The 25,974-nt window shown below is 76.1% G+C and carries 16 protein-coding genes; 6 read left to right on the top strand and 10 right to left on the bottom strand.

Annotation, left to right across the window (positions count from 1 at the left end; all coding sequences use genetic code 11):
* Positions 1-1,213: 1,213 nt before the first annotated feature.
* From ACZ6KO_RS02440 to ACZ6KO_RS02425, 4 genes are all read right to left on the bottom strand, one after another.
* A complete protein-coding gene (locus ACZ6KO_RS02440) occupies positions 1,214-1,369 on the bottom strand; it encodes a DUF6760 family protein (protein ID WP_401449912.1) in 156 nt (51 codons plus the stop codon).
* On the bottom strand, positions 1,366-1,830 hold the full coding sequence (locus ACZ6KO_RS02435) for a hypothetical protein (protein WP_469298971.1): 465 nt from the start codon (positions 1,828-1,830) through the stop codon (positions 1,366-1,368). The genes ACZ6KO_RS02440 and ACZ6KO_RS02435 overlap by 4 nt, the downstream gene beginning before the upstream one ends.
* 7 nt (positions 1,831-1,837) lie before the next feature.
* The gene (locus tag ACZ6KO_RS02430; protein WP_401449907.1) at positions 1,838-2,281 is read right to left on the bottom strand and encodes a phage tail protein; all 444 of its coding nucleotides are present in this window, start codon (positions 2,279-2,281) and stop codon (positions 1,838-1,840) included.
* Between the two features lie 81 nt (positions 2,282-2,362).
* Positions 2,363-4,021 (bottom strand): phage tail sheath family protein, encoded by a 1,659-nt coding sequence (locus tag ACZ6KO_RS02425; protein ID WP_469298969.1) that lies wholly within the window; start codon positions 4,019-4,021, stop codon positions 2,363-2,365.
* A 336-nt stretch (positions 4,022-4,357) separates the two neighbouring features.
* Between ACZ6KO_RS02425 and ACZ6KO_RS02420 the strand changes: the two genes are divergently transcribed.
* The 5 genes from ACZ6KO_RS02420 to ACZ6KO_RS02400 all read left to right on the top strand — a co-directional run bounded on the left by ACZ6KO_RS02420 (position 4,358) and on the right by ACZ6KO_RS02400 (position 13,002).
* Positions 4,358-8,794: a hypothetical protein gene (locus ACZ6KO_RS02420; protein ID WP_469298967.1), complete on the top strand. Its 4,437-nt coding sequence runs from the start codon at positions 4,358-4,360 to the stop codon at positions 8,792-8,794.
* A gap of 41 nt (positions 8,795-8,835) precedes the next feature.
* Positions 8,836-9,984 (top strand): hypothetical protein, encoded by a 1,149-nt coding sequence (locus tag ACZ6KO_RS02415; RefSeq protein WP_469298965.1) that lies wholly within the window; start codon positions 8,836-8,838, stop codon positions 9,982-9,984.
* 64 nt (positions 9,985-10,048) lie between these two features.
* On the top strand, positions 10,049-10,633 hold the full coding sequence (locus ACZ6KO_RS02410) for a TetR/AcrR family transcriptional regulator (protein ID WP_469298963.1): 585 nt from the start codon (positions 10,049-10,051) through the stop codon (positions 10,631-10,633).
* A gap of 103 nt (positions 10,634-10,736) precedes the next feature.
* Entirely contained in the window at positions 10,737-12,164 is a 1,428-nt protein-coding gene (locus ACZ6KO_RS02405) for an MFS transporter (protein WP_469298962.1), read from the top strand.
* A 79-nt stretch (positions 12,165-12,243) separates the two neighbouring features.
* Positions 12,244-13,002 (top strand): SDR family NAD(P)-dependent oxidoreductase, encoded by a 759-nt coding sequence (locus tag ACZ6KO_RS02400; protein WP_469298959.1) that lies wholly within the window; start codon positions 12,244-12,246, stop codon positions 13,000-13,002.
* A 32-nt stretch (positions 13,003-13,034) separates the two neighbouring features.
* Here the strand turns inward: ACZ6KO_RS02400 and ACZ6KO_RS02395 are convergent, their stop codons facing one another.
* The 5 genes from ACZ6KO_RS02395 to ACZ6KO_RS02375 form a co-directional block, all read right to left on the bottom strand.
* A complete protein-coding gene (locus ACZ6KO_RS02395) occupies positions 13,035-13,715 on the bottom strand; it encodes an eCIS core domain-containing protein (RefSeq protein WP_469298957.1) in 681 nt (226 codons plus the stop codon).
* Positions 13,716-13,820: 105 nt separating this feature from the next.
* Complete coding sequence (locus ACZ6KO_RS02390; RefSeq protein ID WP_469298955.1) at positions 13,821-15,884, bottom strand: ATP-binding protein; 2,064 nt, start codon at positions 15,882-15,884, stop codon at positions 13,821-13,823.
* Positions 15,881-16,651 carry a Pvc16 family protein gene (locus tag ACZ6KO_RS02385; RefSeq protein ID WP_469298953.1) on the bottom strand — a complete coding sequence of 257 codons (771 nt, stop codon included), beginning with the start codon at positions 16,649-16,651 and terminating at the stop codon, positions 15,881-15,883. The genes ACZ6KO_RS02390 and ACZ6KO_RS02385 overlap by 4 nt, the downstream gene beginning before the upstream one ends.
* Before the next feature lie 7 nt (positions 16,652-16,658).
* Entirely contained in the window at positions 16,659-20,642 is a 3,984-nt protein-coding gene (locus ACZ6KO_RS02380) for a CARDB domain-containing protein (protein WP_469298951.1), read from the bottom strand.
* 125 nt (positions 20,643-20,767) lie between these two features.
* Positions 20,768-21,520 (bottom strand): response regulator transcription factor, encoded by a 753-nt coding sequence (locus tag ACZ6KO_RS02375; protein WP_469298949.1) that lies wholly within the window; start codon positions 21,518-21,520, stop codon positions 20,768-20,770.
* A gap of 181 nt (positions 21,521-21,701) precedes the next feature.
* Here ACZ6KO_RS02375 and ACZ6KO_RS02370 point away from each other — a divergent pair, with 181 nt between their 5' ends.
* Positions 21,702-22,985 carry a COG1470 family protein gene (locus ACZ6KO_RS02370; RefSeq protein ID WP_469298947.1) on the top strand — a complete coding sequence of 428 codons (1,284 nt, stop codon included), beginning with the start codon at positions 21,702-21,704 and terminating at the stop codon, positions 22,983-22,985.
* Positions 22,986-23,068: 83 nt separating this feature from the next.
* Here ACZ6KO_RS02370 and ACZ6KO_RS02365 read toward each other — a convergent pair whose 3' ends face one another.
* Positions 23,069-25,735: an NACHT domain-containing protein gene (locus tag ACZ6KO_RS02365; protein WP_469298945.1), complete on the bottom strand. Its 2,667-nt coding sequence runs from the start codon at positions 25,733-25,735 to the stop codon at positions 23,069-23,071.
* Between the last annotated feature and the right edge of the window lie 239 nt (positions 25,736-25,974).

The raw sequence follows: 25,974 nt of genomic DNA, 5'->3' as shown, positions 1-25,974 counted from the left end.
CTCCCCCGGCGCTCGACCGGGCCCGAGCGGGCCGGCGGGAACCTCGCCGCCATGACCGACCGCAGGGACCGGGCCGGCCGGGTTCTCCGGCGGAGCCTGGTCACCCCGACCCGCAGCCCACGACTCACCGCCACCGTCAACAACCGGACGCACCACGGCAGTCGGCGAAACCGACGGCGCCGGAACACGCTGGACCGGGGCGGTCACCCCCACCGGGGGCGGCGCACCCGAGCCCGAAGGCGGAGCCGGAACAGCCGGACGCACCACGTCAGCCGACAGCCCCCGAGAAGCCCGACCAGGCCCGACCGGACCGGCCGGAACCTCGCCACCAAGGCCGACCGCAGGCACCGGGCCGGCCGACGGCTCCGGCGGGACCTGGTCACCCCGACCCGCACCCCGCGACTCACCGCCACCGTCAACAACCGGACGCACCGGGGCAGTCGGCGAAGCCGACGGGGCCGGAACACGCTGAACCGGGGCGGCCACCCCCACCGGGGGCGGCGCACCCGAGCCCGAAGGCGGAGCCGGAACAGCCGGACGCACCACGTCAGCCGACAGCCCCCGAGAAGCCCAACCGGGCCCGACCGGACCAGCCGGAACCTCGCCACCAAGGCCGACCGCAGGCCCGGGGCCGGAGGGCGGCTCCGGCGGAGCCTGGTCACCCCCACCCGCGCCCCGCGGCACACCGCCACCGTCAACAACCGGACGGAGCACGGCAGTCGGCGAAACCGATGAGGCCGGAACACGCTGAACCGAGGCGGTCACGCCCGCGCCGACTGGACCGACGGCGGGCACCGGACCGGACGGCGGCTCCGGCGGGGCCTGGTCACCCCGACCCGCGTCCCGCGGCTCACCGCCACCGTCAACGGCCGCCCGAACCTCGGCAGTCGGCGAGGGCTTCGGCGGGAATCCGTGGTGTCCGGGCACGGGGGTCGCGACGTCGTGGAGGGTGCCGCTCGGGGCGTCGGGGGACACCGCGTGGCCCAGGGGACCCGTCAGTGACGGGTCCTGCCAGGACGCCAGGCTCGCACCGAACGCCGCCGGATCCGTCAGCAGGGGCGCGGGCCCGAACGTACGGCGCTGGACGGGGAGGTCCGGCCACGCGGGGGCCGGAGCCGGCGCGGCCACCGGCGGGTCCGCCGTCGTGGGCGCGGGCCCAGGATCGTGCGAGCGGCGGCGCAGGCGGTTCCGCAGCGCTTCGAGCATGCCCGGCTCACCGCCCCCCGGCCAGCCGGTTCAGGCGGGCGATCTGGTCGACGTACAGTCGACGGTCCGCGTGTTCGAGGTCCAGGATGGAATCCATCGGCCAGTGGAAGTGGTAGGCGATGTACGCGACTTCGCCGTACAGGTCGTCCGTCGCGTACGTCACGATTCCCCCAGGCGCCCACCACCCGCCAGATCCACGGCGAACGCGGTCTCGCACGACGGGCACCGCACCTGGGCCCGCGTGTGCCCCTCCGCGTTGATCCGGCGGTAGAAGTCCTGCAGGAACGCCAGGTCCGAGGCGAACAGGTCCTCGATCACACCGGCGTGCACGTCCGTCACCGTGCCGATCCGCTCGACCACCCGCCCCAGCAGCACCACGGACAGGTACGCCGGGTTCTCACGGACCCGGTCGTCCCGCAGCGGGACCAGCTCGTCACGGGCCGTCGCCAGCCGCATCATGCCCGTGCGGTGCACCTGGCCCGCCCCGTCCACGTAGCCGCGCGGCAGTTCGAAGGTGAACTCCGTACGCATCGATCCGGTGGGCCGGGTCGCCAGGGGTTCACCGGGTACACCGGGGGCCGCCGCGTCGCCCGGAGTCGGCGGCATCGCCATCTGTCGTCGCATCAGCCGCTCACGCCACGTCCATCTGCTCGTACGTGATGACGAGTTTCTCGGTCAGGACACTGGTGTCGCCCGCCTTCAGCGAGCTGATCTCCAGGCTCTTGGGCCACGCGTTGACCAGCGTGTACCGCTTGATCGGCTGGCCCTCGTAGTCGAAGACGATGATCGCGCCGCCCTTGCGCGCGGAGCCCATCTTCCCGAACCGCGCGTCCTTGATCCATTTCTCGAAGTTGTTGTCGGCGGTCAGGCCGCGCGTCAGCGTGACCTCGCCCGCCCGCGGCCGGCCCGGCAGTTTCTTGATGAGGTACTTGCCGTCCGCCGTGTTCGTCTTCAGCTCGATGACGTCCTGTTCCATCTTCAGGCCCGTCACTTCGTTGATCTGCTTGATGACGACCCCGTCGATCTCCAGCCCGAAGGAATGGCCGACCGAGGTGTCCATGTCGGGAAGTGCCACGCTGCGAACCCCCTGTTGCTCCTGCCGGTACGCGCACCCGTACCCGTGCGCGTACCGCTGCCGTTGCCGCTGCCGCTGCCGCTACTCGTTGACGAGGCTGGTGCCGCCCGAGAACTGGGCCAGCCGGAAGATCACGAACTCGGCCGGCTTCACCGGCGCGATCCCGATCTCGCAGACCACCTCGCCCGCCTCGATCCCCTCACTGTGGTTCGTCTCCCGGTCGCACTTGACGTAGAACGCCTCGTCCGGCGTCAGTCCGAACAGCGCGCCACGCCGCCACTCGTTGACCAGGAACGCCGAGATCGTCCGCCGGATCCGTGCCCACAGCGCGTCGTCGTTCGGCTCGAAGACCACCCACTGCGTGCCGATGAGGATGGAGTCCTCGATGTAGTTGAAGAGCCGGCGCACGTTCAGATAGCGCCACGCGGCGTCGGAGGACAGCGTCCGCGCACCCCACACGCGGATGCCGCGGCCCGCGAAGGAGCGCAGGCAGTTCACCCCGATGGGGTTGAGCAGGTCCTGCTCGCCCTTCGTCAGATGGACCGCCAGATCGACCGCCCCGCGCACCACTTCGTTGGCGGGCGCCTTGTGGACCCCGCGGGTCTCGTCGTTGCGCGCCCATACGCCGGCCAGCGCGCCGCTCGGCGGCACGAACCGGGTCTGCCCGGCCGCCGACGGGTCGGCCACCTTGACCCAGGGGTAGTACAGGGCGGCGTACTTGGAGTCGTAGCCGGCGCCCGTCCTGCGCCACTCCCTCACGCGCTGCGGCGACAGGTCGGGCGGCGGGTCGATGATCGCGATCCGGTTCCCCATCAGCTCGCAGTGGGCGATCATCGCGAGCTGCACCGTCTTGAGGCCCTCGGCGTCGAGCGCACCCTGCTGGTAGGCGCTCATCACGTCCGGCACGGCCAGCATGGTGATCTCGTCGACCGTCTCCAGGCCGGCGAAGCCGGTGCGGTCGTCCGAACTGCCCACGTACGAGGCGGGGGTGAGCGACGCCGGTACGGCGGGCGCGGCCGGTGCGGGAGCGGGTGCCGGTGCGAGGGCGACGGCCTGGTTGCCGGGACGGGACAGCGCCTGGGAGGGGCCGGCGTCCTCGACGGTGATCAGACGGGAGCGGTCCCGGACGACCGTGACGACGTAGTGGCGCTGGCTGCGCCGGCTGGAGACCTCCCAGGTCTCCTCGGTGCGGTCGCCGCGCTTGACGGTGAGGGTGAACAGGTCCTCGGCCGGGGACTCGCCGCCCGCGTCGGAGACCTCGACGGTGAGGCCCTCGCCGGTGCCCTCCAGGGCGGCGACGTGGAAGTCGCCGAGGGCGGTCCGGGGCCCGGCGGGCAGGGCGCCGACCGCAGCGGCCGCCCGGTTCCCGCGCCTGCCGCCGGCGGGGGCGGGCCGGGATCCGGGGGCCGGGCCGTCTCTCCCGTCCGCGCCGTCCTCCCCGTCCGCACCGTCGGCAGCGCCCGCACCGTCGGCGCCGTCTCCTCCCACGCGGACGACGTAGCAGGTGCCGCCCCCGTTGAGGAAGTACGTGTAGACGGCGTGCGCCAGATAGGCACCGGCCATGAACTCGCCGAAGGTGGAGGTGAACTGGCTCCAGTTGGTCACCAGGGTGGGCGTGTTGTACGGCCCGTCGGCGGCCAGTCCGACGAAGGCCGCGACGGCGGTGCCCACGCCTTCGATCGGGCGGGACCCTGCCTCGACCTCTTCGACGTAGACGCCCGGCGACTGGTACGGCGGCATCCTGGCCCTCCCCTGGGGTGATGGTCGATCACACCCTCTCTTCTCGGCGGGGAGGAAGGTCATGACCGGTCGTGCGCCGTCGGGGGAACCGTGGACTGCCCCGACGGGCAGGCCCGACTGCACGTTCGCCCGGTACCCGGGCACTTCCCCGCGATCACCCGGCCGCACCACCCTGATCCGGTGGACCGGACCACGGAGCGCCCGCAGGATGCCGACACCGCTGAGGCGGCTGGTGCGGCGGTGGCGCGGGACACGGGTGTCCCGGCGACGGAACGTCCGGAGGCGGGCGGGACGAGGGCCGGTCCCGGCCCCGGTCCCGGCCCCGGTAATCGCGCGGTGAGTTCGCTCCTCGACGGCGCGCGGGGCGGTACCGGGGCCGGGTCCGCGGCGGTCGGCCGGCTGGTCGGGCTGCAACGGCTGGCGGGCAACGGCGCGGTGAGCCGGCTCCTGGCGCTCCAGCGGCAAGGGCCCACGACGGGGCCGGGGCCGGGGCACGGGCCGGGGCACGGGCCGGGGCCTGGACCGGGGCCGGAGCACCGGGGTGAGGACGCCGGGGGCGGGGCCCGCGAGCTCCGGGCCCCCGGGGCAGAGGGTCAGCAGGCCCCGGCGGGCGGCGCCCGGCAGGCCGGGGACGCTGCGGCCGGCGGCGGGACCGCAGCGGAGGACGGAGCGGCCGGTGACGCGGCCGGGGTGCGTCGCGAGCCCGGGGGTCCGGGGGGCCGGGCCCGGGAGACCGACGAGCGGCGGGCCGGTGAGCGACGGGGCGAAGAGCAGCGGGGTGACGAACGGCGGGGTGACGAGCGACGGCATGACGGCGGCCGACGGACGGCGGACGCGGCCGAGGAGGCGTCCGGCGCGGACGCCGGGCCGGACGCCGGGCCCGACGTCACCGGGACAGGCGTCGCCGGGCCGGACGACGACGACCTGATCAGCACCGAGCTGGCCGAACACGAGCGCTGGGCGGGGTCGTTCGGGAGTCTCGGTACGGCCGGGAGCGACGACCGGGCCCGCTTCCTGCTCGACGTGGCGGGCCAGGGCGCCGCGAGCGGGGCGATGGGCGGCGCCGTGATGGGCTTCGCGATGAGCGCCGTCGGCGCGGCCGTGGGGCAGGTCGCCGGACGCCGGCTGGCCACGCTCGCGGTGTCGCGCGGACTTTCGGCCACCCCCGTTCCGGGTCTGGGCCCGGCGATCGGCGGTGTGATGGCGCTGGCGGGCCTGGCGATGCGCGACTGGAGCGCCACCGGGGAGACGATCGGCCGGATCGGTACCGGGACCGGCTACGAACGGCTCGCCAACGACCTGGAGGGACTGGCCGAGGTCCTCGACGTCACGATGTCGCTGATGGACGTCGTGGCCGGCGTACTCGGCGGGATCGCGGTGGGCATGTGGGTGGGTGCGGTGCTCTCCGGCGGCACCCTGGCTCCGCTCGCGCTGACGCTGTCGGCGGTGGCGACGGGCATGGGGATCGCGACGACGGCCGTCGGCATGGTGATCAACGTGGTCGTCCGGCCGGTGGTCACGGCGCTGCGCGCGCTGCACGCGTTCGACTCGCAGGGTGATCCGGCGCAGGTCGAGCGGCAGGGCGAGCAACTGTCGGCGGCCGCCGGGCAGATCGGCGGAGCGGTGGCCGGCGCGCTCGCCGCGAAGGTCGGCGCCCGGGTGGGGACGGCGGGCGGGAACCGTATCGACCAGGGCATCACCCGACTCCAGGAACGCGGCACGGGCGGCGCTCCGTCCGCCTCCGCCACCTCCTCGGGCGGCCCGCGGCTGCACGTGGAGATGCCGGAAGCCCCCGGTCCCGCCGCGGTCCACACGGACACGGACCCGGGCACGACCCCCCACGTGGACGCGGACGCGGGCACCACCCCCCACACCGACACGGACGCGAGCACCACCCCCCATACCGACACCGACCCGGGCGCGGCACCGCACGCCGACGGGGACACGGGCACCGCTCCCCACGCCGACACGGACCCCGGAGCCTCACCCCACCCCGACGCCGGCCCGGGAACCACGCCCCACCCCGACGCGACGGCGGACACGGGAACCGCACCACACACCGACGCCGGCACGGGTACGACCCCGCACGCCGACGGGGGGTCGGGTACCGTCCCGCGCGTCGACTCGGACTCGGACGCGGGCACAGCGCCCCGTTCCGACGCGGACACGAGCGGCACACCACACCCCGACGCGACACCGGACGCCGGACCCGCACCGGACACGCAGACCGGACCCCCACGCGAGACCGGCCAGGGCACGCCCCCGCACGCCGGCGGAGACGCCGGCACACGTTCGGCCGGTACGGGAGACGCCGGGGCCGCGCCCCGGGGGGACGCCGCGTCCGGCCGGCCCGCGCCCTCCGCGCCCTCCGCCCCCGACCCCGCCGACTTCGGCGAACTCGATCCGCTCGTCCGCGGCCTCGACGAGGATCCCGCTGTCCAGGCGCGGCTCACCGATGAACGGCCCCCGCTGGCGCGGCGGGACACGCCCTGGGGGCCGGGCGAGGCGCGGGCGTACGCCAATGAGCAGGCGGCCGACCACCGGGAAGCCGCCGGCATGAGCGGTGACACGGTGCAGGCCGGGCACACCGCCGCCGCCCGGCACGCGACCGAGTCGGGCATCCGCGAGGCCGACTGGGACACCCAGACCATGCAGCCGCTGCACAGCCGCCGGGACCCCGCACTCGCGGTGACCGTCACCCACCAGGACGGCAGCGAGAGCACCAACACCCGCCACCGCGCCCAGGAACGGCTGATCGACGCCGCCGTCGACCGGTCCCGCACGGGTTCGGCCGACGGCACCCTGACGCCGCGCGGCCAGCTCGACGCGGCCGACCAGGTGGCCTGGCAGACCGAGAACACCCCGCTCGCCCAGGACAACGTCGACCTGCTGCGCGGCAGTGGCGCCGCCGCCGCGGAACCGGGCGCGCGCGTCGACCCCGCCACCGGCCGCGCCATCCCCGGAACCGGACCGACCCCGACACAGGCACCAACACCGGCACCGGACTCGACACCGACACCGGACTCGACGCCGACGCCGACACCAACACCGACGCCGGCACCGGCCTCGCCCGGCGGGATCACGCACACCGCCCCGCCGTCCGCGGCCGCCGCCACCCCCACGTACCCCGACCACACCCAGACCCTGGCGCCGACGTCGGACCGCGCGGCGGCGATGGCGCAGTACCAGGCCCAGGTGCGCGCCGACCCGGCACGCGAGTCCGGGGTGTGGCGGGACTCCTCCGGCAACTACCACGTCATGCAGGGCGGACCCGGGTCGGTCGCGCCGCCGAGCGCGTCGGGGCCGCTGGAGCTGATCTACCACAGCCACCCCACGACGGCCGATCCTGCGATGCGGACCCTGAACACCCAGCCCTCGCAGGCCGGCGGGGACTTCGGCGTCCTGCAGCACCAGCACGGCGAGGGACCCGCGGGCCGGCGGCAGACCTCGGAGCTGCACTTCCCGGTCCACGACGGGGACGGCAACCACACCGGGTACGGCGCCACGCGGTTCGCGTACGACCCCACCCACCCGCTGCCGCTCCAGGTGCACACGACCACCCCGGACGGCGGCAGCACGACCCAGCGGTACCGGGACTTCGCCGATTTCCAGCGGCGGGCCCGGGTCGGCGCGAGCGGCGACACCGCGGCCGCCCGGTCGGCGGCCCTCGCGGGCGCCGAGGCGCGGCTGCGCGCCGACCGGGCGGAGGCGGGGACCCGCGTCGACGCGACCACGCGGGCGCTGGGCCCCGGGCCCGGCATGGTCGGCGTACGCGAGGGCCGCGAGCTGGGCCGGCAATGGGGGCAAGGGCAAGGGCAGGGGCAGGGCACGACGCCGGGTGCCGGCGGCACCGGCCCGGCCGCCGACGGGCCGGCGGCCTCGCGCCACGGTCCGGCGTACACCGCACGGGTGGCGGGGCCGCGCCCCGGCGAGTCCGTCGAGATCCCCGTCAACCCGGCCTACCCGGCGCCGCCCGGCACCCCCGCCGAACTCACGGCGCTGCGTGACCGCATCGCCCTGACCCGGCGGGCCCAGTCCGATCTCGCGCGCACCGAGGGCGCGATGGCGCGCCAGGCGGCGGGCCAGCGCGGGCAGGACGCCCAGCTCGAACGCGCGGGCGGGGTGTCGCAGCAGTTGATCGAGGGCGGACACGCCCAGTCGGCCGCGACCCGGGAGACCCGGTCGGCGAACCGGGAGCAGCAGTCGACGGCGGGCGGGGCGATCGAGAACCTCGGCCGGGGCGCCCAGCAGGCCGGGGCGGTCGCCACCCTGGTGGGCAGCCTGCGGGCGTTCCAGGGGCTGGCGCATCTGTTCGGTCTCCTGCCCGGCAGCCTCGGCGCCAGTGCCCGGGGCGCGAGCGCCGACTCGGCCCGGCTGATCGCCGCGCTGGGGCGGGTCACCGAGACGGACGCCGCCCGTGGCCAGATGGAGGGACAGCGGGCCGGCCTGCAGGCGAACGAGACGCGCATCGGCGGCGTGGAGCAGCGTGACCAGCGGACGGCGGGCGAACTCGACCAGGGCCGCCGGCAGGTCGACGAACTGCGCGCGCACCACCAGGAGCGGCTCGGCGAGTCCGAGGCGACCAGGGACCAGGCACGGCGGGAACGGCAGGCCGCGGCCGGTGACGAGGAGCGGACGCAGGACACGCACGACGAACTGCTCGCCCGCATGCGGGCCTGGGCGGGCGAGCACCGGGCGGCGCGGGAGAGCGCCGTCGCGGCGGCACGGGCGCGTCTGACAGCCCAGGGATACGCAGTACGGGAGAGCCGATGACGACGATGCCCGAACCTCGGCCGACGAGCGAGGTGGCGTCCATGACCGCCGTGACGTCGACGGGCGCGGTGACCGCTGCCGCCGACGCCACGGCTGCCGCCGCTGCCACCGCCAACGCGCGGGACGAGGTCGCGCGGCTGCGCGGCGGCGACCCGGCGGCGCTGGCCGAGGCCCTGGAAGGGCTGGCCACGGCGGCCGCGGAGGAGGGTGACCTCGGTACGGCGGCGGCCGCCCTCGAGGAGGCCGCCGGGGTGTGGGACCGCGTCGCGGAGCCCGCGCGCGAGGGGTTCTGCCTGCTGCTGGCGGCGTCGATGCAGCGGCTGCGCGGGGACCTCGGGGCGGCCCGGCACAACCTGGACCGGGCGGCCGCGGCGGACCTGCCGGACGGCGTCCGGCGGGCGTTCGCGGTCGAGGAGGCGGAGCAGGCGCTGGCACGGGGCGAGGCGGAGACGGCGTACGAGGGGTTCGGCGCGGTGCTCGCGCTGCTGGACCCCGGGCACGACCCGGCGCCGGAGGCCGCTCGGAACGCCACGCAGGAAGCCCAGCAGGAAGCCCCGCAGGAAGCCACCCATGGCGCCACGCGTGACACCACGCAGGACGGAGCGGTCCGGGCGCGGATCCTGCAGCGCCGGGCGGCCGCGGGGATCGCGGCGCGGCGGTGGCACGACGCGGCGGGTGATCTGATGGACGCAGAGGAGCTGTTCACGGCGCACGGCGAGCGGGACGAGGCCGAGGCCGCGGCTCTGGGGGCGGCCTGGGCCGTGGCGCACGTCGACCCGGAGACCGCGGAGCGGGTCTGGGCGGCCGTCGCGGCGACGGCGCCCCGCGACGGGGTGGCGGCGGCCCAACGGGGCATCACGGGCGGCCGGGTGGCGCTGCTGGCGGGCGAACCGGCCCTGGCCCTGCGGCGCTTCGACGACGCCCGGCAGGGCGCGCTGGACGCGGCGGACCCGATCGCCTACCTGGCCGCCGTCCGCGAAGCCGTGGGGGCGGCCGGGGAACTCGGCGACGACGTGACGGCGTACGCCCGGCTCGCGACGGCGTGGGTCACCGTCGGGGACCTCCTGGGCCCGGAGGCGGGCCGTCAACTGGTCCGCCCCCTCCTGGAGGACCTCCGCGCCCGCCTGGGTCCGGCCCGTTTCACGGCGGCGCGTGCGGTGTACGAATCCCGTGCGCGGGCCACCGGCTGACCTCGTATCAGGACATCCCGAAATATTATTGACCGGTCGTTCCAGATACCCCTATGATCATGCCGTGGCCAGGACCAAGGAATTCGATCCGGACGCCGCGCTGCAGTCGGCCCTCGAGCTGTTCTGGCGGCGCGGCTACGAAGCGACGTCGATCGCGGACCTCGTCGAGCACCTCGGCATCGGCCGCGCGAGCATCTACGCGACGTTCGGCACCAAGCACGAGCTCTACCTCAAGGCACTGGAGCGGTACGAGCAGTCCGTCGACCCCCGCCTCTTCGGCGACCTGTCAGGGCCCGGACCGGCCCTGCCGGCGGTACGGGCCGTGGTGCGCCGTTTCGCCGCCGAGGCCGCGTCCCCGCAGGAGCGGCTGAACGGCTGCTTCGTCACCAACACCGCCGCCGAACTGGCCGCCCACGACTCCGCGGCGGCCCGCCGGGTCGAGTCGAGCTGGGACCGGCTGGAGACGCTGCTGCACGCGGCGCTCGTCCGGGCGCAGGCCCAGGACGAACTGCCGCCGGGGCGCGACCCGCGCGCCCTGGCCCGGATGCTCCTGGTGCTGCTGCAAGGGGTGCGGGTCGTCGGGAAGGCCTCGACCGACCCCGCCCGCGTGCGGGACGCCGCCGAGCAGGCGCTGGCCCTGCTGGACTGAACGGACCCCACCCGGCCGTCTTTTGCATGCCCGAATATTGGATCGATCGGTCAAAAATCAGAGCGCTTCGCCGCCCAGCAGACATCTACCGAGGGGGAGAGACATGGGGAGGGCCACGACCGCCTCCAGCACCCATGCGGCCGACACAGCCGACACGGCCGACACGGCCGGCAGCAGTACGGCCGGCACCGGCAGCGGCACCCGCCGCCGCGCCGCGTTCACGCTGCTCGGCGGCATCCAGATCACGCTCATCTACACCCTCGCCGCCACCACCGTCCCCCTGCCCCGCATCGCCCACGACTTCGGCCTCCAGCGCGCCGACCTGATCCTCCTCAGCGCCGCCTACGGCCTGACCTTCGCCGGGCTGCTGCTCCTGGGCGGGCGCCTCGCCGACCGGTACGGCGGGCGGCGCGCCCTCACCGCCGGGCTCGCGCTCTTCGCCGCCGCCTCCCTCGCGGCCCCGCTCGCCCCCGGCGTGCAGGCCCTGCTGGCCGCCCGCTTCGCCCAGGGGGCCGGGGCGGCCCTCGTCGCCCCCGCCGCCATGGCGGTGCTGCGCGCCCTGTTCACCTCCCCCGCCGGCTACGGGCGTGCCATGGCCACCTGGGGCGGGCTCTCCGTCCTCGGTGCGACCGCGGGCAACCTGCTCTCCGGCGTGATCTCCGCCGTACTGTCCTGGCGCTGGGCCCTCGCCGTGCCCCCGGCGGTCGCACTCGCCGGCCTGTTCCTCGCGCCGCGGCTGCTGCCCGGTACGGCGGCGAACCGGGGCCGGAGCCTGGACCTGCCGGGCGCGCTGCTCGCCACCACCGGGATCATTCTGGTCAGTTACGGGCTCGTGGCCACCGACGGCCACACCTGGGCCTCGGTGGCGGTCCTCGCTCCCCTGGCAGCCGGGGCCGTCCTGCTCGCCGTGTTCCCCCGCGTCGAACGCCGGGCCCGGGACCCGCTCCTGCCGCTCCGCTTCCTCCTCGACCGACGCCGGGCGGCCGCCCTCGCGGCCGTCGCACTCACCGCCTGCGGGACGGCGACCGCCTTCGTCCTGTTCTCCCTCCACTTCCAGCAGGCCCGCGACTGGTCGCCGCTGCGCACCTCCGCCGCCTTCGTCCCCTTCGCCGTCGTGCTGATCGCCGCCGGGCGCGCGGTCAGGCCCCTGGTGGCGCGCTACGGCGCCCGCGCCGTCACCGCCGGGGGGCTGGCCACCGGCGCGGCCGGGCTCGGGCTGCTCGCCCTGACCGGGTTCGACACCGGCGTCCCGTACGCGCTGGGGCTGCTGCCCGGCCTCGTCCTCCTCGCGGCGGGCGGCGCCGCCTCCTTCGCCGGTGCCGCCGTCCTGGCCACCGAGGGCGTGGCCGCGCGGGACGCCGGGCTGGCCGGCGGCGTGCTGAACACCGCGATGGAGTTCGGTCCGACCGTCCTGTTCGCCCTCCTTCTCACCCTCGGCGACGACGCCGCCTCGCTCGCCGCGACGGCCGCCGCGTTCGCCGCCGTGGCCCTCCTGCACCACGGCCGCCGGCGCCGCCGCGCCCGGCCGTGACGGCGGCGCTCTGCGCCACCGGCCCTCCTGTCCTTTCCAGCGTTTCCCCGTTCTCCGACCCTTCCAAGGAGCCCTTCCGATGCACCGCTTCACCGACCGTTCCGTCCTCGTCACCGGCGCCGGATCCGGCCTCGGCCGGGCCATCGCGCTCGCCTTCGCCGCCGAAGGGGCCCGGGTGGTCGCCGCCGGCCGGACCGCCGCGACCCTCGAGGAAACCGTGGGCCTGGTAAGGGCCGCCGGCGGTACGGCGGAGGCGATCACCGCCGACGTGACCGACTCCGCCCAGCTGGCCGCGCTCGTCCAGGAGACCGTCGCCCGCTTCGGCGGCCTGGACGTCGCCGTCAACAACGCGGGGATACTCCGCGGCACGGTGCCCGCCGCCGACATCGCGGAGGAGGACTGGGAGGCGGTGCTGCGGACCAACGTCACCGGAGTGTGGCTGGCCATGAAGCACGAGATCGCCCACATGCGCCGCAACGGCGGTGGCGCCATCGTCAACATCTCCTCCAACCTCGGCACCCACACCCGTATCCCGGACGCCGCCGCCTACATCACCTCCAAGGCCGCCGTCAGCGCGCTGACCCGCGCGGCGGCCCTGGACCACATCGGTGACGGGGTGCGCATCAATGCCGTGAGCCCCGGCGCCTCCGCCGCGCCCATGTCCCTGCTGCCGGGCGAGACCGAGGCCGACCGCGCCGAGCGGGTCAAGAACGAGAACCCGCTCGGCCGTGTCGCGGAGGCCGAGGAGGTCGCGGCCGCGGTCCTCTACCTCGCCTCGTCCGCGGCGGGTTCCGTGGTCGGCGCCGACCTGGTCGTCGACAGCGGCTCCTCCGCCTGATCCTCCGCCGGAACCTCCGCCTGGTTCTCCGGCTACGCCTCGGGCTCCGGACCCTCCGGCTCCGGGCCCTCCGCGTCTCCCGTGCCCTCCGCGTCCTGCGATCGCGCACGCTGGACCGGGGCCGGGGCCGGATCCGGGGCGGACATCGCGCGGTCCGCCGTCGCCACCGCCTCCCGTTCGAAACGGTCGCCGGGGTCGCTGATGCTGAGGCCGTCGGCCGTCTCCGTGCCGGCCACCGGCCCCGAACGCTGCTGCACGACGTGGGTCAGCTCGTGGGCCAGGGTCGTACGTCCCTGGTGCGAGTCCGGGTCGTACGCGCCGCGCCGGAAGACCACGTCCGTGCCGACCGTGTACGCGTGGGCGTCCACCGCCGCCGCCGACTCGTGGGCGGCGGCGTCGGTGTGCACGCGCACGTCACCGAAGTCGTGGCCGAGCCGCGCCTCCATGTCCGCACGGACCTCGGGGTCCAGCGCCCGGCCGCGGCCGGAGCCGAGCACCTCGTGGACCGGCGAACGCCCGGCGGCGGCCGCCGCCGCGCCGTTGCCCGCCGTCCGCTGCAGCCGGAGCATCCCGGCCGGCCCCAGGGCGTCGGCCCGGCCGGCCGCGGCCGCCCTCAGCACCACCGCGTCCGGCACGCCGGGGGCCGGCTCGGCGCCGGACGGCCGCCGCCCGGACCGCGCCGCGTCGTCGTGCTCCTGTTCATGACCCCTCATCCCGCCACCCTCGCGCGGCCCCCGCCCGCGCGGCAGGGGCCGCCGGCGCCCGCCCGGGGCAGTCCCCACTGCCCCTTCGGGCAGGCCCCTCGGTCCGCCCGCCCCCTACCTGGTCAGCGCCAGGTACGGGCCGAACTCGCTCTCCAGGCACAGCCGTCCGAGCTTGCGGTACTCGCGCCCCACCGCCGCCACCAGGTCCGCCATCGTCACCGCCCGCCCCGCGTCCGCCGCCAGGTACGCCGCCGTCACCGCCGCCGACCGGATGTCGCCGCCCGCCAGCTCGAAGGACCGCGCGCAGAAGCCGAGGTCGAGGTCGTCGGCGCGCGGCAGGCGAGCACCCAGGCAGCGGTCCCACAGGGCGAGGCGGTGCTCCGCGTCCGGCAGCGGGAAGTCCACCACCAGGTCCAGCCGCCGGGTGAAGGCCTCGTCCAGGTTGGCCCGCAGGTTGGTGGCCAGGACGGCCAGACCGTCGAAGGTCTCCATCCGCTGGAGCAGGTACGCGCTCTCGACGTTGGCGTAGCGGTCGTGCGCGTCCTTGACCTCGGAACGCTTGCCGAACACCGCGTCCGCCTCGTCGAACAGCAGCACGCCGTTGACGCCCGCGGCCTCCGTGAAGATCCGCTCCAGGTTCTTCTCCGTCTCGCCGACGTACTTGTCCACGACCGTCGCCAGGTCCACCGTGTAGAGATCCAGGCCGAGTTCGCCCGCGATGACCTCCGCCGACATCGTCTTGCCCGTACCCGAGTCCCCGGCGAACAGCGCCATCACCCCGCGCCCGCGGCCCCCGCCCGGCCGCATCGCCCACGCGCCGAGCACCCGGTCGCGGTGCCGGGCGCGGGCGGCGAGCTCGCGCAGCTGGCCCAGGACCGGCGGCGGGAGCACCAGGTCCGGCCAGCCGACGCCCGGCCGGACGCGGCGGGCCAGGCGTTCCAGGCCCGCGGTGTTCTGCGCCCGCGCCCCGTGCAGCAGGTCCGCCTCACCGGGCGGGCCGTCCGCGCCCGCCAGGGCCGCCTGCTGCCGGGCGGTCCGCGCCGCCCGCCGGATCTGCCCGGGGGTCAGGACGAAGGCGGCCACCGCCTCCCCCGGGGGCTCCCCCAGCTCCTGGGCCCACAGCTCCCGGCGGGCGGCGGTCCCGAGCCGTTCGGCCGTCGCCAGCAGGGGCGTCCGCTCCGACCAGAGGGGGTTCCAGCCCGCCTGCCCGGCCAGCAGCACCGGTACGGGCAGCGCGGCCAGCGCCCGCAGCAGCTCCGTACGTTCGCCCAGCGCGTCCACCGGCGCGGCGATCAGCCCGGCGCCGGCGAGCGCCGCCTCGCGCCCGGCGGCCCGGACCAGGGACGCGGGCTCCGCCTGCCGGGCCAGGCCCGCCAGATCGAGGACGAACGCCGGACGGCCGGCGGCGGCCAGGGCGGCGGCCGCCGTCTCCACGGCCGCCCCACCGGGCGACTCCCGCAGGTGGACGAGGGAGACGCCCGCGCCGAGCGCGGCCGCCAACCGGGCCGGAAGTGCGCCGTACGGGCCGGGCAGCACAGGGGACGGCCCCGGCGGGCCGGGTACGGACGGCTGTCCCGGGCCGGGGGCGGGCGGCGCCGGGGACAGCAGGTCCACGAGCTCGGGGGTCACGGTGTCGTCGCCCAGCAGATGGGCCGTGACCCGGTCCGGCACGCGCAACGCGCGTCCGAGGAAGGGCCGTTCGCCCTCCTCGACCAGCAGCAGACCCCGCCCCACCAGGGGCCCGTGGGGTGCCAGCCGGGCCCGGGCGGCCGCTTCGGCGGCCGGTACGCCGCACAGCCCCAGCGCCAGCCCGGTCGTGGGCCGCCGCCGGGTCACGTCGTCGTTGAGGTAGCCGTACAGCTGCTCGAAGCGGCGGTCGAGGTCGGGAGCGAGGGCGATCAGCAGCAGTTCGACGTCGAGCGGGAGCAGCCCGAAGTCCCGCTGGAGCGACTCCAGTCGGGAACCGCCGTCGCCGGGGGGCGCCGGGGGCCCCGGGTCGGGCCAGGGCACCTGGTCCGGGGCGTCCAGGAGCCTGCGGACGGTCGCGTCGGACAGGTACAGGCCGCGGAACGGGTCGTCCGTGTCCGGGTCGACCGCGCGCCGCGCGTCGACGGCCGCGCGGACCCGCCGTTCCACGACGGCCAGGCGCACGAGCAGAGGGTCGTCGCGGCCGGTCATCGGTCCTCGTTCCGGTGGCGGTGGGCGCGGGCCCGGCGCGGCCGCGGGACCGGGCCGGAGGCGGCGGGAGCGGCATCCCCGTCCGGGCCTTCTCCCCCGTCCCGGCCCTCGGCCCCGTCCCGCTCCCGTTCGCCTCCCCGCTCCCTCTCCCTCTCCCGCTCCTGCTCCCGGGCCCGCCGCCGCTCGCCCTCGCTCTCCCGGTCCCCCAGTTCGACCGCCAGACCGTCCCGCACCGGCCGCCCCGCCGGGTAGCGCGGCGCCGCCGCCACCGGGGCGCTCACCACCACGTCCAGCGAGGGCTTCAGCTCGCCGCCGAGCGCGCTCCACACGTCCGTGAACGCCTTGTCCTCCGGCGGCGGCAGCCCGATCGTGACCGGCACCGGAAGCCCGGTGGAACCCAGTTCGCCCCCGAGCTCGACCGGCAGTGCCTCGTGGCGCAGGAAGCAGGTCAGCAACGCGGCCAGCAGCCGGTGTTCGTCCTCCGGCCGCTGGGTCCACGCGCTGACGAGGTACGACAGTTTGAAGTAGCGGGGCGGCAGCGTGCGGGCGGTGACGTGGCCCTGCTCGTCGTAGAGGTTGCGGCGCCCGCGCGAGCGCCGCCCCAGGTCCTCGCGGATGTCGTACAAGTACAGGCTGACGGTGGGGGTGTTGCGGCGCGCCGCCCAGTCCCGGGTGGGTGCGTCGAAGACCACGTCGACGTCCACGCCCTCCCCCAGCGCCTCGGCGCGCACCAGCTCCCGCAGCGCGTCGTCCACCTCGTGGATCACGGTCCGGTCACCTGCGCCACTGGAAGTCGGAGGGCTGGAGCACGCCGGGGACGACCAGGAACGGCGCCGAGACCTGCGTGAAGAGGGGAGTGGCGACCATGGCCTGACTGGCCGTCAGTTCCCGTTCGCCGAGGGTGTCCTGCACGATCACCAGCACCGAGGCCGTGAACGTGCCGTCGGCCGCGACCACCACCGGCGCGGTGGCCACCGTCACGCCCCGGCTCCAGCGCAGGGTGACCGTCGCGCCGGGTGGGAACTGACTGCCGTACGCCTGGGTGGCCGAGCCGGGCGGCCCCAGCGCCGGGCTGAGGGCCAGCGCGGGCTGCCGTACGGTCACGGGCGCGGACGCCGTGTTGTCGGCCGCCGAGGCGTCGGTGCCGGTGGTCGTGACGGTGGCGGTGACCGCCCCGGTCAGCGCGGGACCGGCGGCCAGCTCCAGGCGTACGGCGGTGCTCGCGCCGGCGGCGAGGGCGGGCAGGGCGCAGCCGGCGGCCGTGGTGCAGCCCGGCCGGGAGGCCGAGGCGATCGCCAGGCCCGGCGGGACGGTGAGGGCCAGGGTGAGCCCGGTCGCCGGGGCGGCCCCGGTGTTGCGGACGGTCACCTCGGCGGTGACCTTGCCGCCGGTGTAGGCGGTACGGGGTGCGGCGGTCACGCTGACGGCCGGGTTCGCGGGCCGGGCCTGGGGCGGGGGCGGCCGGCCGTCCACGATCAGCGGTGCCGAGGCGGCGTTGTTGGTGGGGTCGGTGTCCGGGCCGGGGGTGGTCAGGGTGCCGGTGGCGGCGCCGCTGAGCGGGGTCGGCGAGCTGACGACGCGGGTGACGGTGACGACGGCTCCCGGGGCCAGGTCGCCGAGGGCGCAGCCGTCGGCGGGGCAGGACGGGGTGGCGGTGAGCACGGTCATCCCGGCCGGGAGTACCGGGGTGAGCAGGACGGCCCGGGCGGGGGCGGCCCCGCGGTTGGTGACGGTGTAGACGACGGTGGCCTGGTCGCCGGTGAGCATCCGTCCGGGGGTGGCGGTGACGGTGACCGCCGGGTCGGGGCGGCGCGGGTCGACGAAGGTGAGGTCGACGGTGGCGCGGTCGTTGCCGGGGTCGCCGTCGACGCCGCCGCGGGTGCTGGTGGCCGCCGTGCCCTCCAGCGTGCCGGAGAAGGCGTCGGCGGAGGTGTAGACCCAGGTGAACGTCCGTTCCTGGCCCGGCTCCAGGGTGCCCAGGGCGCAGCCGGCGGCAGGGCAGGCGGTGCCGGTGACCAGGGCCGGGCCGGGCGGGACGGTCATCGTGAGCCGGGTGTCCTCGGCGGCGGCCGTGCCGGTGTTGCGGACGGTGAAGGTGACCGTCGACCGTTCGCCGACCTTGAGGTGGGACGGGGTGGCGGTCGCGGTGACCTCGAGGTCCGGGACGACCACGGTGACGCGGACCGAGGCCCGGTTGTCGGCCGGCCGGTGGTCGGGCAGGGCGGTCTCGGCGGTGGCCGTGGCCTCGTGCGCGCCGAGGGCGGCGGCCTTGACCGGCAGCTCGATCCGGGTCCGGCCGCCCGCCGGCAGGACACCGAGGTCGCAGACCAGCCCGGGCGTGCAGCCGCCCTGCTGGGGGTCGGCCGGACCGGCGGCGGTCAGCCCGGCCGGCAGCGTGAAGCGCACCCGGGTGGCCGGTGCGGGCGCGATGCCGTCGTTGCGCAGCTCCAGGATCAGTTTCCCGGTGGCGCCGAGCAGCAGGGTCGGCGCGGTCGCGGTGAGTTCGGTGTGCAGGTCGGCGCTGGGCTCCCAGGTGGGCTGGGTCTGGCTCACGCCCGTGGTGCCGGGGAACAGCTCGGTACGGCCACCCGAGCCGTCGCCTTCGCCGGGGTCGAGGACGAGCAGGCGCCGGTCGCCGATGCGCGCGGTGCCGAGCAGGCGTACGTCCACGGCCAGCCGCGTCCCGCCGGGCGACCAGGCCGGGCTGTCCGCGTCGGCGTACGCCGCGCCGGCGGGCGGGGCCGGCACGGTGACCGGGCAGCCGGTCTGCCGCGGCAGCAGGCCCCGGCAGCCGCTGCCGTCGGGGGCGGCCAGCAGCACCATGCTGGGGCGGCCGGTCACGGCGGTGACGGAGGGCTCGGAGACGTAGTGCTCCTGCCGTACGAAGGCCAGGGCGCCGCTGCGTGGGTCGTAGGCGGGGCGCTGGTCGATCACCGAGCAGGCCGCGCCGCACTGGGCGGCCGTGACGTCGTACTGGCCGCGCCCGTCGGAGGCGCCGGCCGTCCAGATGTGCCGGTCCTCGTGCCAGGTGGGCGGTCCTTCGGCACGCGGCGCGGCGACGCCGTCGGAGGTGCCGCCGCCCGGCCCACCGGGTGCTGCGCCCGGCGCACCGGGTGCTGCGCCCGGTGCCGGTGTGGTGCACAGGCTCCAGCGGGAGAAGGCCAGCCGGGTGCCGTCCGGGGACCAGCTCGGTTCCTGGTCGTCGGAGCGGCAGGTCTGGCCGTCCCGGGAGAGGCGGGGCACGGTGAGCGTCAGCCTCCAGGTGGCGGGGGCGCCGGAGACGTCGACGACCGCGATCTCGGTGCGCGGGTTGTACTCGGCCTCGGTCGGGGGCGGGCGGCGTGCGAAGACCAGCCGGGTGCCGTCCGGGGACCAGACGGGGCGGGCCTGGCTCTCGCCCTGCTTCATGCCCTGGTAGGTGAGCGGGCGGGCGTCCGCGAGCCCCTCCACCGCCCCCACCATGATCTGCCCGCCGTCCTGGACGGCGGCCGCGGCGCGGGTGGTGCCCGACAGGCCCAGCAGGCCGAAGAGCCGTACGAAGGCCAGCCGGCTGCCGTCGGGCGCGTACGCCGGGTCCGCGAACCCCCACTCCTGGCCCCGCGCGCCGCGCAGCTGGACCCGGTCCAGGGGCAGCCCGGCGCGCTGCCGCTCGATGTTCGCGCCCTCCCAGTCCTCGCCCGCCACCAGCGGCTGCGGCCGGGCCCCGGCGGGGGTGTACCAGCCGACGTTCTCCTGTTCGAAGGGCACCACGTGGTCGGGGTCGAAGAGCGGGGTGAGGGAGCAGCCGGGGCAGGGCGTGGCCGGGTCGGCGTAGTACGCCGTGCCCGCGAGGAGCAGCAACTGGCCGCCGTCCGGCCGCCAGGCGAGGTCACGGCGGCCCTCGGGCGAGGTGACGCGGCCCACGACCTCGGTGGGGCGGGTGCCGCGCCCGCCCGCGGGGACGGTGACCACCTCGTGCTCGCCGCCCGTGCCACCGGGCGAGAGGTAGGCGACCCGGTCCCGGGAGCCGGGCAGGGCGGGTTCCCACACGGGCGCCAGGGCCCGGTCGCCGACGGGCGAGACCCGCACGGGGGTCCCGCCGGCCACGGGGATCCGGAAGGCCTCCTCGCCGTGCGTGTAGACCAGTTCGGTGCCGTCGGGCGACCAGTCGGGGGTGTCGGCGTCCGCGACGGCCTGCCGCAGTCCGGTGCCGTCGGTCCGCACGACCCACACCCCGGGGCGGGCGTGGGTGCCGCTGCGCCCGCCGCGGTCGTCGCAGCGGAACCGGGTGGCCTGCGTGCCGTCACCGGGGTCGTTCTCCCAGGCGACGAAGGCGACCCACTGGCGGTCCGGCGACAGGACGGGGTCGGCGGCCCGCCAGCCGGTGCGCAGGTGCACCAGGGTCGCGGGCCCGTTGCCGGTGCGGCGGTAGATCCCCTCGCCCTGGCCGCCGCGGTCGCTGACCCACACGAGGTCGTCGCCGCGGGCGGCGGGCTGGCAGTCGTTGCCGGCGACGCCGACGGGCAACAGGGGGGCGAGGGCGCCCCGCGGGCCGACGGTGTTGACGGTGTGGTGCGGGCCGTCGCCGACGTACGCGAGGCGCCCGGGATCCGGGGCGTCGGCGGGGGCGGCGGGGGCAGCGGGCGCGCCGGGCGCCGCGGGCACGGACGGTGCCTGGGCGGTCGTCACCGGGGGTGCCAGCGGGGGGACGACCCCCAGCAGGCCCAGGGCCACCACCAGCACCGTGGTCCGCGCGTACCTGAAACCACGTCGTCGCATCCGGACAGCCCTCCTCGGGGCAACCGTGGCGGGTGCGGTACCCCGGCCGGAGCCGGGGGCGGGGCACCGTTGCGGGTAACTCCCGCTGCCCCAACGGGCAGTGCGGGCCGGTGGCCGCCGCGCGGTCAGATGAACCCCTGCCGCATCGCGTAGGCCACGGCGTGCGAGCGGTTGCGCAGCTGCAGACGGGTGGTGACGTCGTGGAGGATGTTCTTCACGGTCCGCTCCGAGAAGGCCAGGGCGCGGGCGATCTCCGCGGTGTCGCTGCCCTCGGCGACCAGCCGCAGCACGTCCACCTCGCGCGGGGCGAGCCCGGTGAAGGCCAGCCCGCGCGGGTCGAGGACCTGGCGTTGCAGCCGGCCGACCTGGTCCAGCAGCCGCCCGAGCAGATCGGCGGGCACGCTGCCCTCGCCGCGCGCGGCGGCCGTGATGACCTGCACCAGGCGTTCGCTGGAGGCCTCCGAGCGGCGTACGACGCCCACGACCCCGCATTCGACGGCGGCCACCAGCCCGGCGTCGTCGATCTCGGTGACGACGAGCACGATCCGCGCGTCCGCACCGCCGGCAGCGCCCCCGGCGGCGGCTCCTGCCCCTGCCCCTGCCCCTGCCCCTGCCCCGGCCCCAGCGCCACTACCGGCCGCGCGCTGGGCGCGCCGCAGCGTCTGCGTCTCGCGTTCCCCGACCCGGTCGGCGGACACGACGGCCACGCACGCCATCGCCCCGTACGGCTCGTGGGGCTCGTACGGCTCGTCGTCGGCCAGCAGCCGTACCTCCGGGCAGTTGCGCAACTGCCCCGCCAGGCCCGCCCGGGAGATCGGATCCTGGGCCGTCAGCCGCACCGGGACCCGCTCGGCCCCGCTCTCCCCCTGATAGCGCATCGCGCACCCCCCTGCCCGGCGCCCCCGCATCACGCGAGAGCCCCACCTCTTGCGTCGGATCCAGTGAACACCCGGGCAGTCAGCAGGCACTCCACGCGGACTCAACGGGCACCGCGGCGTGCCCCCGGATGTGTCCGTACGGGTGCGGACCCGCCTCCGGGCTGCTCCCTACGGTCCCTTCATGACCACTTCCGCTCATCTGGACGGCGCCCCCGCGGCCGTCATGCCCGGGGACGAGGTCCGGGTCCCGCTGGAGCTGCGCAACGGCGGCAACGTCGTCGAGGCCTACGCGTTCGAGGTACTGGGACCCGCCGCGGCCTGGACCGTGGTCGAACCGGCGACGCTGTCCCTGTACCCGGACACGGCGGGCACGGTGGAGGTGGTGGCCCGTCCGCCGCGCGACGCGTCCGTGCCACCGGGCGAACTCGCCTACGGGGTACGGGTCGTACCGCAGGAGCAGCCGGAGCACGTCACGGTGCCCGAGGGCGTCCTGCTGGTGGGCGCGTACGCGGACTTCGACGCCGAGCTGACGCCGCGGCTGAACCAGGGCCGCGTCGGGGCCCGTTACCAGCTGGCGCTGGACAACCGGGGCAACCATCCGCTGACGGTGTCGCTGGCGGCGAAGGACCCCGCGGACGCGCTCCGCTTCACGCTGCCGTCCGCGCCGACGGTGGTGGCGCCGGGACAGGCGGCGTTCGTACGGATACCCGTGCGGGCCAGGCGGTGGATGTGGCGCGGGACGCCGGCGCCGCACCCCTTCCAGGTGACGGCGAGCCCGGCCGGGGACGTCCCCACGGTGACGCTCGACGGCACGCTGCTGCACCGGCCGGTCCTCTCGGCGACGGCCCTGCGGGCCCTGCTGGCGGCGGCGGCCCTGCTGGTCGCACTGGCGGTGATCTGGTTCGCGCTGCTGCGGCCGGTGGTGCGCGGCGCGGCGAAGGAGGCGGTCAAGGGGCCGGTGCGGGCGGCCGAGTCGAAGGCGGCCGAGGCCAAGGACACGGCGGACCGGGCGGCGGAGGCGGCGTCGGCGGGGCCGGGCGGGGGCTCCGGGCCGGGCGGTGGCCGAGGGGCCGCCGGCACGCCCAGCCCGGGCACGGGCCCGGCACCGCTCCCCCAGGCGAACCTGTTCTCCCACCGCCTGACGGCCGCGGCCCCGGCGAACGGCACCCAGACGGCGACGTTCACGGTCCCGGAGGGCAAGGTCCTGCGCCTGACCGACCTGGTCCTGGAGAACCCTCAGGGCGACGCGGGCACGGTGACGTTCGCGGTCGGCGGCAAACCGCTGCTGTCGCCGGCCCTGGAGAACTTCCGCGAGCAGGACTTCCACTGGGCCTCGGCCCTCCTGGCCGGCCCGAAGCAGGACATCACGATCACCCTGACCTGCCGCACGATCGGCCACCCCCCGTCCTCCCCCACCCCCACCACGTGCACCACATCAGCCCTCCTGAGCGGCACCCTGGAATAGCCCCACCGGCCAGCCCCACCGGGCACCCGCCCAGCGCCGCCGGCTCCGGACGCAGCGTGGCACCCGGCGCGAGATCACGGCCGTCAGACGCCCGCGTTCCGCAGTGCTGCGCGAGCGAGCTGCTGCGCCATCACGCTCACGGGGGCTGGAGCGTTGCGGGACTCGCGGTGGGTGAGGTCCACGGTGATGAGCACGTTGCCGGATCGTACGGTGACCTTGGCCGAGTTCGGAAACTCGGTGCGGGTGACGAGACGAGCCTCGTCACCGAGCCCGTCCAGCTTCTGCGCCTCCCCGCCGGCCCACATGCTCAGGTTCGCCGCTGCCTGTGCCACCGCGCTCTTGCCGGGGATGGGCTGGACGACCTGGGTGCCCAAAAAGATGGATACGGAATCGGGAGGCCCGGGTTGGATGCTGCATTCGTAGCGTCCTGCATTGCGGATCGAGGGCTCCTTCATGAGCGGGGCCAGCTGGCGCGCGGGCAGCAGCTCGCAGGCGGGTGGCAGATCGTTGTCGTTGTGGGGGCCGCCAGGCCCGTACGCGCCTGCCGTGGCGGAGAGGGCGCCCAGGAGCGCCAGCGATGTGGCCCAGACGACAGTCCGGCGGACCGCGGCGGCGGTTCTGCGTCCGACCGGGCCGCGGGAGGCGGCTGTGCTGGGAGCAGGCGTGCCGTGGGCGTTTGCGAGGTGGTTGCGCAACTCGATGTGGCGGAAGCGGTAGGCACCACCGCTCTGCCTCAGCACGCCGCGGCGGTGGGCATCCTGAACAAAGGCCATGAGCCGCCACGGCAGCCTCCCGGTGAGGGCCAGCCAGATCCGCGCCCACGCGAACCGGCCCCATGCCGAGACCGCGACCCCGTGCACGGCGAGCGCCACCAGCACCGCCCCCACAGTCCCGGCCCACGCCGACGCGCTGACGGTCCCGCGGCCCCCGTTGTACGCCCACACCCCCAGCAGGAGGGCGGGTGCCAGCAGCACGGCACTGATCTGCGCCGCGCGCTTCCCGCGCACGACCTCGAGGAAGCCCACCGTCAGTGCCGCGCGGCGGTCGTCACGCAGCAGTCCCGGCGGGCCGCCGGCAGCCGCGGGATCCGTCGGCCCCGAGACGAAGTCGAGCGCGTTCCGCAGCTGGATCACCAGCCAGACTGCGAGGATCCACAACGGCAGGAATGGCACGGCGGGCCCGGTGTCGACGCCCGACATCAGCGCTGCCACGGAACCGAACGCCACGGCCGGCAGCAGCAGGTGCCACAGGTTGCCCCGGAGGCGGCGCGCGCCCCGCCGCAGGTCGGCTGCCGACGGCCGCCGCAGGCTCCGGGGCAGCTCGGCATCCCTCTGCCTCCCGCCCCGGGCGTCGAGGACCAGCGCGCCCACCGCCGCTGCCAGGAGGATCGTCCACGCGGGTGCGTCGGCGACCTTCCTCCACGGCGGGGTGCCGATGGCGGAGAGGCGTACGGTCACGACGGCGATCGCGAGCGCGGCGGCGGTGCCCGCGTGGCGGATCGCCCGGGGCAGGGCCTCGTCGAGCTCCCACAGCACCAGGTCCTGCGCCTGCCGATTGCGCATCCAGTGAGCCAGGAAGCCCGCCCACCGCCGCGCCTGTTCGGTACTCGGCCCGCCGGTCGCCGCGCGGTCGTCGAGGGATTCCGCGTAGACCGTGGCGATGAACTCGTCGATGAGGTGCCGTTCCAGTGCCTTGTGCGTCGCGAAGCGTTCCGTGTCGAGCAACTCCCGGGGATCGGCGGCCGGGGCGGCGTAGGCGGTACGGGCCAGGCCGGCCATGAGGGGAGTCGCCAGGACCGTACGCAGCCGCAGCGCGGCCGGATCCCCAGCCGGATCCCGCATCCGTGCCAGGACCGGATCCCAGACGGTGGCGACTACTCCATCGGTCCTGGTGCGGCGGGCGCCACGGGTCAGGTACGCGGCGATCGCCTCCACGGCCAGCGGCTGGAGCTCCACCACGGCTGCCCCCGGAAGGACGGCGCCACCCCGGTCGGCTTCGGCGGCGTACGCGCCAGTCCGGCTGGTGAAGACCAGGCTCGTCGACCGCCCCAGGCTCGCCCGCAGTTCCCTGAGGGCATCGGAGCGCGCGCTCTCCGGGAGCTCGTCGAAGCCGTCCAGAACGGGCAGGAGCCTGCCCCCTCTCAGCAGCATCAGCAGCAGTGCCCGGCGCTCGCCACCCGAAGCCGACAGTTCGGGGTGCTGCTGTGCGAGACGGGACGCGGCCCATCCCCACAGCCCCTGCCGCCGCGGGTCCCAGGACGCCAGAGGCAACACCACCGGAACCGGATCGGGTGACGCCGGGCGCCGCATCGCCAGCAGCTCCCGCGCCAGGTGCAGGGCGAGGACCGACTTCCCCGCGCCGGGAGCCCCCAGCACGATCAGGCGGCCGGACGGCAGCCGCTGGAAGAAGTCCACGATTCCGCCGAACTCGCCGTCCGGAGGCGGACCGCCGGCCCCTGCCTGATCGGCTTCCGGCCAGTCCTCCGTGAGCAGCAACGGATCCGCCTGTGTCCAGCGGACGGGCAGCGGTGTCGGGTCGTGTGTCCTGGCCTGTCGCTCCTCACGCTCGTAGAGCTCCTCCAGGGCGCGCCCGAGCAACTCGACCGCCTCGTCCAGGCGCGCGGCCGACAGCGCCCGGCGGCGCAGCCGCCACCACCGGCGCGCCCACAGCATGCCGAGGTACAGCCCGGCGAGCAGCGCGGAAGCGGCGGACAGCAGGAGGGCCGTCTTCTCCGCCAGTCCGGCCGACAAGCGCAGAAGCTGGACGCCGCCGACAGCCAGGAGCGTGGCGGCAACGACGGCATACCCGTGGAGGCGGCCCGGCCCCTCCTCCGATGCAGGTGCGGCGTGATAGACGACGTGGTCGCCGGTGATGGCGACCTGAATGTCCCCGCCCGAGGCAACGGACCGCTCGCCCGCGGCGGCGACGTCCTGGTGCGATGCGCCCTCGCCCGCCCCTCTCTTCGGCCTCCCCGACCGGGCCACCCGGT

The organism is Streptomyces sp. NPDC042102 (assembly GCF_055582305.1).
Note: the sequence above shows the minus strand (reverse complement) of the source record. Positions and strands in the feature narration are given on the sequence as shown.

Bases quoted from the DNA above. Each gene is read 5' to 3' on its own strand.
- ACZ6KO_RS02405 (WP_469298962.1), top strand. From the start codon at position 10,737: ATGGGGAGGGCCACGACCGCCTCCAGCACCCATGCGGCCGACACAGCC.
- ACZ6KO_RS02435 (WP_469298971.1), bottom strand. From the start codon at position 1,830: ATGCGACGACAGATGGCGATGCCGCCGACTCCGGGCGACGCGGCGGCC.
- ACZ6KO_RS02400 (WP_469298959.1), top strand. From the start codon at position 12,244: ATGCACCGCTTCACCGACCGTTCCGTCCTCGTCACCGGCGCCGGATCC.
- ACZ6KO_RS02390 (WP_469298955.1), bottom strand. From the start codon at position 15,884: ATGACCGGCCGCGACGACCCTCTGCTCGTGCGCCTGGCCGTCGTGGAA.
- ACZ6KO_RS02380 (WP_469298951.1), bottom strand. From the start codon at position 20,642: ATGCGACGACGTGGTTTCAGGTACGCGCGGACCACGGTGCTGGTGGTG.
- ACZ6KO_RS02425 (WP_469298969.1), bottom strand. From the start codon at position 4,021: ATGCCGCCGTACCAGTCGCCGGGCGTCTACGTCGAAGAGGTCGAGGCA.
- ACZ6KO_RS02395 (WP_469298957.1), bottom strand. From the start codon at position 13,715: ATGAGGGGTCATGAACAGGAGCACGACGACGCGGCGCGGTCCGGGCGG.
- ACZ6KO_RS02370 (WP_469298947.1), top strand. From the start codon at position 21,702: ATGACCACTTCCGCTCATCTGGACGGCGCCCCCGCGGCCGTCATGCCC.
- ACZ6KO_RS02375 (WP_469298949.1), bottom strand. From the start codon at position 21,520: ATGCGCTATCAGGGGGAGAGCGGGGCCGAGCGGGTCCCGGTGCGGCTG.
- ACZ6KO_RS02415 (WP_469298965.1), top strand. From the start codon at position 8,836: ATGACCGCCGTGACGTCGACGGGCGCGGTGACCGCTGCCGCCGACGCC.